Consider the following 8,305-nt stretch of genomic DNA (forward strand, 5'->3'; position numbering starts at 1 on the left):
AAGGAAAGACATGAATACGGGCAAAACCTGTTTGCCGACAGAATTCATAGCTTTCCTCAAACTCGGCCTTGGTCTCCCCGGGAAAGCCAGCAATGACATCGGTGGTGATGGCTGCCTCCGGCAGAGACCTTCTAATCAAGATAACAACTCGCTGATAGTCAGCTGTAGAATAGCGCCGTTTCATCCGCTGGAGAACGGAATCGCTGCCGCTCTGCAAAGAGAGATGGAAGTGCGGGCACAGGCGGCTGTCCTTCCAGAGCTCAAGCAGCTCTGCAGATATTTCCTGAGGCTGCAAGGAAGATAACCTCAGCCTGGTCACCGCGGTTTCCGCCAGGATGCGCTTTAATAGACCAATTAAATCTATGCCCTCGCTGTGGTAGGCTCCGATTTCGGTCCCGGTGAGCACAACCTCCTTCACTCCACCTATTGCCCGATTTTGAATCTCAGCAACGACTTTTTCCACCGGCACGCTTTCCACCCGGCTCCGCACCAGCGGCACGATGCAGTAGCTGCAGAAATTATTGCAGCCGTCCTGAATTTTCAGGAAGGAGCGGTTTCGGCCGTAATTATACACGCCCTGCTCACCCGAAGATGAAGAGGCCGGGCAGCCGAGTTCCCGCAGCCTGTCGAGAACCCGTTCCTTCTGGTCGTTGCCGAGGACGAGGTCAATGCCTTCTATCTGACCCATTTCCTGAGGCGAACTCTCCACATAGCAGCCAATGGCTATCAGCCGGGCAGCACCGTTCCGACGGTGTGCCTGCCGCATAAGGTTCCGTGCCTTGCGGTCAGCGATGTGTGTTACCGTGCAGGTATTCAAGATGTAGACATCAGCCTCATCCACGGATTCGACCAGTTCATAACCCGCCGCCACCAGTTGCCGTGCCAGTGACTCGGTTTCTGCCTGGTTCAGCTTGCAGCCCAGCGTATCCAGAGCGACTCTGTTTCCAATCATTGAAGCCATTCCCCGGTTACATTATAGTGGCGCCCTTCACGAACGGTCAAAGCCAGAGCCTTACTTGCAAATGGACAGCAATTATGGTAAAAAACTAATTAAACCATTAGGAATAAAAAGGGAGCATTACCCATGGATAACATTAAAGACCGGGTTGTTATCACCGGGATGGGCACTCTCAGCCCCCTCGGTTTGGATACCAAAACTACCTGGGAAGGGCTGGTCGCCGGTAAATCCGGTATCGACTACATTACATTATTTGACCCCACTGATATGGAGACCAAGTTTGCTGGCGAGGTGAAAGGATTTGTACCAACGGACTACATTGAACGCAAAGAAGCCCGCCGTATGGACCGTTTTGCCCAACTGGCAGTCGCGGCCAGCCTGGAGGCGGTGGAGTCAGCGCAACTGGAAATCGACCACACCAACGACGAGGACATCGGGGTTATAATCGGCAGCGGAATCGGCGGGCTGACCACCCTTTTTGAACAGGCCAGAATACTCGTGGAAAAAGGGCCCGACCGGGTAAGCCCTTTCCTGGCCCCGATGATGATTTCCGATATTGCCGCCGCCCAGATATCAATCGCACTTGGAACCAAGGGGCCCAATTTCTGCACCACATCAGCCTGTTCCAGCGGCTCAGATGCCATCGGTGCTGCATACGAACTCATCAGACACGGCGATGCTCAGGTTATGCTTGCCGGCGGTACCGAGGCAATCATCAACCCGCTGGGCATTACCGCCTTCAATGCCCTTAAAGCCCTTTCCACCAGAAATGATGCTCCCAAAGAAGCCTCCTGCCCATTTGACGCCAAGCGCGATGGATTTGTCATCAGCGAGGGCGCCTGTGTACTGATATTGGAGAAGCGAGAACACGCCCTGAAAAGAGGCATTCCTGTTCTGGCGGAAATCGTCGCATACAGTGCCACGGCCGATTCCTTTCATGTTACCCAACCGCTGAAAAACGGCGAAGGTGCTGCCAGAGCAATGCAAATCGCGTTGAAAAAGGCAGATGTGTCCCCGTCGGATATCGATTACATCAATGCCCATGGCACGTCCACCCAGCTAAACGATGCCATGGAGACCAGGGCCATCAAAACCGTCTTCGGTGACCACGCCTACAAGGTTCCGATAAGCTCCACCAAGTCAATGCTGGGGCACCTAATCGGCTGTTCCGGGGCTGCTGAAGCGGCGGTCTGCATCCTGTCCATCTTGAGTGGCACTATCCCGCCAACCATCAACTACAACCATCCTGACCCCGATTGTGACCTTGACTACGTGCCAAACATCGCCCGCAAGGCTGAGGTTAATACGGCATTATCCAACTCATTTGGTTTCGGCGGGCATAACTCGGTATTGATATTACGAAGATATTCCGAGGCATAAGCTTGAGTCGCTACCGCTGGAATCTGCAGCCACCGATTCCGCGCCAGTATCTGGCGAACAACTCAAGCATTCCTCCTCTGGTCGTCCAGCTTCTGTTCAATCGCGGCTTGAAGGAGCCAGCGCAACTAACGTCTTTCCTCGCTGCCGACCAAAACCTGTGCAACAGCCCGCTTCTACTGCCGGATATACATAAGGCTGTAGCCAGGATATACCAGGCCCTGCTCTCCGCAGAGCCGATTGCCATATACGGTGACTACGACACCGACGGTGTCACGGCAACCGCCCTCCTGGTTCAGGGTCTTTCTGCACTCGGTGGCACCGTGATTCCCTACATCCCGCACCGTCTGACCGAGGGTTACGGCTTGAAGACCACGGCACTGGAGAACCTCCGTCAGCAGGGCATTGGACTCGTGGTCACCGTCGATTGCGGGATTACCAGCCTGTCAGAAGTCAAACGTGCGAAGAGAATGGGTCTGGACATCGTTATCACCGACCACCACACACCGCTGCCCGAAATACCGCAGGCAGTGGCCATTGTAAATCCCAAAATGGACGGCTCCGAGTATCCCTTTACGGAGCTGACTGGCGCCGGGGTGGCCTTCAAATTACTTCAGGCGCTCTATCAGAGCGTTGGCCGTGGAGACCAGTTAGAGGAGGTGGTGGACCTGGCCGCGCTCGGCACCGTCGCCGATATGTCACCGCTGCTGGGTGAAAACCGCTACCTGGTAAAAGAGGGATTGATGATGATGAACTACAAGCCGCGCCTGGGGATAAGCGCGCTCATCGACCAGGCAGGCGCAGGTGGCGGAAACCTTGACGCCGAAAGCATCTCATGGATGATAGCGCCTCGCCTGAACGCAGCCGGACGGCTGGAACACGCCATGACCAGCTACAAATTGCTCATGACCGACTCCTCGATTGAAGCCCGCCGCCTGGCAAGGTGGCTGGAGCAGAAAAATGCCGAGCGACAGAGACTGACCGCCAGCACACTGGCACGGGCAAGAGAGCAGGTCCTCTCCCACGGTATCTCTCCTCTGCTCATGGCCAGCGATAGTGACTACTTTATCGGCATTGCCGGGCTGGTAGCCAGCCGGCTTGCTGAAGAATTTTACCGCCCGGCTGTGGTCATCAAAACGGGTGAAAAATTGAGCAGCGGCAGCTGCCGCAGTATTCCGGATTTCAATATCATTGCTGCCCTGAAGGAAAGCCGGCACCTGCTTTCGCAGTTCGGCGGTCACTCTCAGGCGGCTGGCTTCACACTGCCCACCAAAAACCTGCCGCAATTTGAGGAAACACTTTTGAACCTGGCCACCACCCAGCTCAGCGGAGTTGACCTGCGCCCCAGCCTCGATATTGACACCGAGGTTACACTGTCCAAACTCGGTGGAGATACCTTCCAGATGACGCAGCAAATGGCGCCTTTCGGTCGCGGCAACCCGGTACCCACCTATCTCAGTCGGCACGTTGAGGTGGTCAACTGCCGTACCATGGGTAACAGTGGTGAACACCTGCGCTTGAAACTCAAACAGGATGGTGCCAGATGGGATGCTGTGGCCTTCCGGCTGGGCAACTGCCTGGCAGATGTCGCCCCGGCTCTGGATATCGTATATAATCTGGAAATAGACCGCTGGCAGGGAAAGGAAACGCTCAGGCTTAATATTCTGGATTTCGCTCCATCGAGTCACTCTTTAGAAAGCAATCAGTACAATGAATAACCAGATAGCACTCATTATCATCGCCACTGTCTGCGCCTATGTCATCGGCTCCATCCCATCGGCGTATATCATGGGCCGACTGCGCAAAGGCGTGGATATTCGCCAGATAGGGAGTCGGAACATGGGGGCAATGAACGTATTCTACCAGATTGGGTTTGTGGAGGGACTTACGGTTCTGGCGATGGACATTGGCAAGGGGGTGGCGGCGGTGGCACTGGCCCGCTGGCTGGGCGTGCCACTCTATGCTCAACTACTGGCCGCAGCCGCCGTCGTGGTGGGTCACGGTTACACTGTCTTTTTAAAATTCCGGGGCGGGAGAGGAGGTGCCACCTGTATTGGTATTCTTATCTACCTCATGCCGTGGGGTATACCTTTCTACGCTGCCACCTTCGGGCTCAGCCTGCTGCTGACACGCTACCCCACTTTAAGCTACAGCCTGGCTTTTCTCTGCTTCCCCTTTGTTGCCTGGCTGAAATACCACTCTGTTGAATTCATTATCTTTTCCATCGGTATACTGCTTCTTCCCTCCATCAAATATATCCCAAGAATAAGGGAAATGCACACCAGGGGAGGCAGCTGGCGCCACGTCTTTCTCCGCAAAGGTCTGAAAGACAGGCTTTAGATATTTTAGAGCCGTTCTTATGCCGTGTGACCCGCTTTGCTGGCTCGAGGTGACATGGTCATGATGATGGCACCGATAAAAGCCGCGCCCGCCATGGTCACCCACGTGCCCTGATAGCTCCCCCAGGTATCAAACACCCAGCCGGCAATCGGGGGGCCGACCATGGTCCCGAGCATCAGAATACCCCAGGCAAAACCAATGATGGTACCGAAGTTGCCCCGTCCGAAGTGTTCCCGTAGCAGTATGCCAACCATAGTATTAATGCCTCCGTATCCAAAGCCCAGGAGAACCAGAAACGGCACCAGCAACCAGTTCCGCCCCGGAGAAACAAATTCAAAACAGAGCAGCCCCAGTGTCAACATGATAAGAGCGAGCGCTGACAATCTTTTGGCGACATATTTGTCGGCAAACCAGCCGAACCCAAAACGTCCGCCGATGCTCAGCAGCGGGATAGCGGTGGCCACAAGGCCTGACATCGTCCGGGCCATGCCTGTGCTGCTCAAGTACGGCATCACGTGCGTTATCACCGCCGGCATCACTATGAACTGCGGCATCACCGCCAGCACGATAAACCAGAAGGCGCGAGTCCTCATCGCCTGCCAGGCAGTGATGCTGGCTTCCTTGGCTGGCGGCTTTATGGAACTTCCGTCAAAGACTGTCCCGCCACCTTTCTCTCCGTCTGGCAGATAGCCATATTGCTCAGGTTTATGCCGCAGGAGCAGTGAGAGCGGTAACCCGATAACGAGCATGCCAATACCCAGAATGACTATCGCTGTCCGCCAATCGTAAAGGTCAACCAATCTGACTACTAATGGAACGAGGAACCCGCTGGAGCCGTAACCGCATATCGTGATGCCGGTGGCCAGGCCCACCCTGCGGTGGAACCAGTTGGCCACCGCGGTTGTGGTGACTGAGATACCGCAACTGCTTATCCCCAGCGACATCAAGATAAAGGCAAGGTAAAACATGCCGATGGATTGTACCTGGCTGAGCAGCAGCAGCCCGAGGCCGATGCAGAGTACACCACCGAAGATGAGCCTCCGCGGTCCCCAGCGGTCGACTATTATGCCCGCAACCGGAGCCAGCAGCCCGGCTTCCAGCCCGCGTATGGATGCGGCTATCGAAATCGAGGTATAGCTCCAGCCAAACTCCTTGGCAATCGGCTCAAAAATGGCGGTGAACCCATAGAAGACCGCACCCGCCATATACAGCGCAATGATGAAACAGGCGCCGACAATCCACCACCCGTAGAAGATTTGGGGGAAACGTCGCGGCGAAGGCATTATTTTTCTGCCCTCATCCACCTCGTCTTAAGAACCAGCAGTGGAACGGCGATCGCCAGGACGATGACGGCGATGACCTGCGCCTGATGCAGGCCGAAGAGGAAGGACGTTCCTTCGCGCAGAAAATCCGTGCCCAGTCGGTATACAGAGTACAGACTGAGGTAGAGCAGAAAAAGGGAGCCATCAGGTTTCAAATGTCCTTTCAGCCTGAGCAATACCCCGAAAACGAGCAGATTCCAGAATATCTCATAAACCGCCGTCGGGTGCGTGGATACCCCGAGCGGGCAAAAACTATCCGGATGCGTATAGACAATGCTCCAGGGCAGGAATGTTTCCAGCCCATAGCAGCAGCCATTGATGGTACAACCGACTCTACCAATCGCCTGTGCCAGGATGATGCCCGGTGCTATCACATCGGCAAAGTAACCGAAATTCATCTTGCTGAACCGGCTGTAAACCCAGACACCTATGGCGGCGCCCAGTATCGCTCCGAAGGCGGTCAGCCCGCCGCCGCCGATTATCTCCCCTGGATGTAGCCCGTAGTATTCCCAGTTGTCAACCACGTGAAGCAGCCGGGACAGTACGAGGCCAGAAGGGATACCCACCAGCGCCGCGGTGAACACGGTATCATATGATACCCCGGCACCCTTTTTCACCTGCCAGACCATCCACAGGACAATGGTGAGAATCGCCAGGGCGATAAAAATGCCGTACCATCTGACTTCTATTGAGCCGATGGTGAAAGCAACCGGGTCAATGCTTATCGTAATCATCGATTCATTTCCCAATCAGGCACAAAGTGCTTCTACAAAGGCTTCAGCGTCAAACTCGGCCATATCCTCCAGCTTTTCCCCGGTACCGATGTACTTAATCGGGATTTGCAGCTCATCACAGATGGCGAGAACAATGCCACCCCTGGCGGTGCCATCCAGCTTGGCCAGAAAAATGCCGGTGACGCCGACGGCATCGGTGAAGTATCTGGCCTGCGTCAGACCGTTCTGGCCGGTGGTGGCATCTATCACCAGAATTACCTCATGCGGTGCCGTATCGTCTGTCTTGGCAGCCACCCGCTTTATCTTTTTTAATTCCTCCATCAGGTTATACTTGGTGTGGAGACGGCCCGCGGTATCAATTATCACTTCGTCGACCTGCCGGTTTTGTGCCGCCTGCAGGGCATCATAGACCACCGCCCCGGGGTCGGCACCCGGCTGGTGGGCGATTACATCCACCCCAACCCGCTCACCCCACTTTTTTAACTGGTCGATGGCCGCCGCCCGGAACGTATCCGCCGCCACCAGCAGCACCCGTTTGCCTTCTTTCTGCAACCGATGGGCATATTTGGCGATGGACGTCGTCTTGCCGCCGCCGTTGACACCGACGAAAAGAGAAACCCTGGGCTGTATTGTAACAGACGGCTCACCTTGAGAAGCGATACTCAGAATATCAACCATCTCCGCCTTCAAGGCGTCTCGCACCATTGCGCCGTTCAGCCTCTCCTTATCCGCTTTCTCCTTTAGCACACCGAGCAATTTGCCCGCGGTATTGATGCCCACATCCGCGCCAATGAGCAGCTCTTCAAACTCGTCCCACACCTCATCGTCAACCGTGGCACGGTCGAAGAGGTGCATGGCCCGGGAAAACCAGGTTTCCCTGCTTCTCTTCAGGGCTTGAATGAGGTTTGCTATCTACCTTACCCCCTTTTCCTCCAAAACAGATGGGGAGAATTGTTGAAAGAGGGGCTTGGTCCCTCCTGAACACCCCACAATTGGTGATATATCTAGTGTTTAGCGAGCAATTCTTCCAACAGTACCTGGGCAGCTTGTTTATCCAGAGGCTGGTTGTTGTTGCCGCACTTCGGCGATTGGATACAGCTCGGGCAGCCGTCCTGACACGGACACTCCACAATCGTCCTTAATGTAGCTTGCCACAATTCAACAATGATGTCAAAACCTTTCTCGGTGATGCCGATGCCGCCGGGATAGGCATCGTAGATGAATACCTGAGCCCGACCGGTGTCCGGGTGCAGCGGCGTGGACACGCCGCCGATATCATTGCGGTCGCACATGGCAAACAGCGGCAGGATACCGATGGCCGCGTGCTCCACAGCGTGCAGGCCTCCGGCATAGTCGAGCTCCGCGCCCTCAAGGCGAGCTTCAATCCCGTCCGGCAGGTCAAACCACAGGCCAACGGTGGCAAAGGTCTGTGGAGGCAGGTCGAGCGGTTCCTCCCCGATAACCTCCTCCGTATATTGCGCCTTCTTTTTGAAACCCACGACGTGGTTGGTGACCTCGACCTCCCCCAGGTACAGGTTCACCTTCCCGACCTTCTTCTTATTCAATACCTTCAC

The 8,305-nt window shown here is 55.4% G+C and carries 8 protein-coding genes; 3 read left to right on the forward strand and 5 right to left on the reverse strand.

Annotated elements, in window-relative coordinates; translation table 11 throughout:
• A partial coding sequence (locus tag KKD83_08050; protein MBU2536096.1) for a MiaB/RimO family radical SAM methylthiotransferase occupies positions 1 to 952 on the reverse strand: 952 nt, incomplete at its 3' end.
• A 132-nt stretch (positions 953 to 1,084) separates the two neighbouring features.
• On the opposite strand from KKD83_08050, the gene fabF reads away from it, so the two are divergent.
• Genes fabF through KKD83_08065 form a run of 3 tightly spaced genes read left to right on the forward strand, consistent with a single transcriptional unit; the run spans position 1,085 to position 4,675 of the window.
• Entirely contained in the window at positions 1,085 to 2,338 is a 1,254-nt protein-coding gene (fabF, locus tag KKD83_08055; protein ID MBU2536097.1) for a beta-ketoacyl-ACP synthase II, read from the forward strand.
• 23 nt (positions 2,339 to 2,361) lie between these two features.
• Positions 2,362 to 4,053 (forward strand): single-stranded-DNA-specific exonuclease RecJ, encoded by a 1,692-nt coding sequence (recJ, locus tag KKD83_08060; GenBank protein MBU2536098.1) that lies wholly within the window; start codon positions 2,362 to 2,364, stop codon positions 4,051 to 4,053.
• Positions 4,046 to 4,675, forward strand: a complete 630-nt coding sequence (locus KKD83_08065; protein ID MBU2536099.1) for a glycerol-3-phosphate acyltransferase — start codon at positions 4,046 to 4,048, stop codon at positions 4,673 to 4,675. Before recJ ends, KKD83_08065 begins: the two co-directional genes overlap by 8 nt.
• A 17-nt stretch (positions 4,676 to 4,692) precedes the next feature.
• Here the strand turns inward: KKD83_08065 and KKD83_08070 are convergent, their stop codons facing one another.
• From KKD83_08070 to KKD83_08085, 4 genes are all read right to left on the reverse strand, one after another.
• Positions 4,693 to 5,958 carry an MFS transporter gene (locus KKD83_08070; GenBank protein ID MBU2536100.1) on the reverse strand — a complete coding sequence of 422 codons (1,266 nt, stop codon included), beginning with the start codon at positions 5,956 to 5,958 and terminating at the stop codon, positions 4,693 to 4,695.
• A complete protein-coding gene (locus KKD83_08075) occupies positions 5,958 to 6,731 on the reverse strand; it encodes a prolipoprotein diacylglyceryl transferase (GenBank protein ID MBU2536101.1) in 774 nt (257 codons plus the stop codon). Before KKD83_08075 ends, KKD83_08070 begins: the two co-directional genes overlap by 1 nt.
• A gap of 15 nt (positions 6,732 to 6,746) precedes the next feature.
• Positions 6,747 to 7,586, reverse strand: coding sequence for a signal recognition particle-docking protein FtsY (gene ftsY / locus KKD83_08080; protein ID MBU2536102.1), 840 nt, complete (start codon positions 7,584 to 7,586; stop codon positions 6,747 to 6,749).
• A 149-nt stretch (positions 7,587 to 7,735) separates the two neighbouring features.
• Positions 7,736 to 8,305: DUF1998 domain-containing protein (locus KKD83_08085; protein ID MBU2536103.1), on the reverse strand; the 570-nt coding region annotated here is incomplete at its 5' end.

The organism is Chloroflexota bacterium (assembly GCA_018829775.1).
Lineage (GTDB): Bacteria > Chloroflexota > Dehalococcoidia > Dehalococcoidales > RBG-16-60-22 > E44-bin89.

Excerpts from the sequence above, each read along its gene's own strand:
- fabF (MBU2536097.1), top strand. The coding sequence starts at position 1,085 with ATGGATAACATTAAAGACCGGGTTGTTATCACCGGGATGGGCACTCTC.
- KKD83_08065 (MBU2536099.1), top strand. The coding sequence starts at position 4,046 with ATGAATAACCAGATAGCACTCATTATCATCGCCACTGTCTGCGCCTAT.
- KKD83_08070 (MBU2536100.1), bottom strand. The coding sequence starts at position 5,958 with ATGCCTTCGCCGCGACGTTTCCCCCAAATCTTCTACGGGTGGTGGATT.
- KKD83_08075 (MBU2536101.1), bottom strand. The coding sequence starts at position 6,731 with ATGATTACGATAAGCATTGACCCGGTTGCTTTCACCATCGGCTCAATA.
- ftsY (MBU2536102.1), bottom strand. The coding sequence starts at position 7,586 with ATGCACCTCTTCGACCGTGCCACGGTTGACGATGAGGTGTGGGACGAG.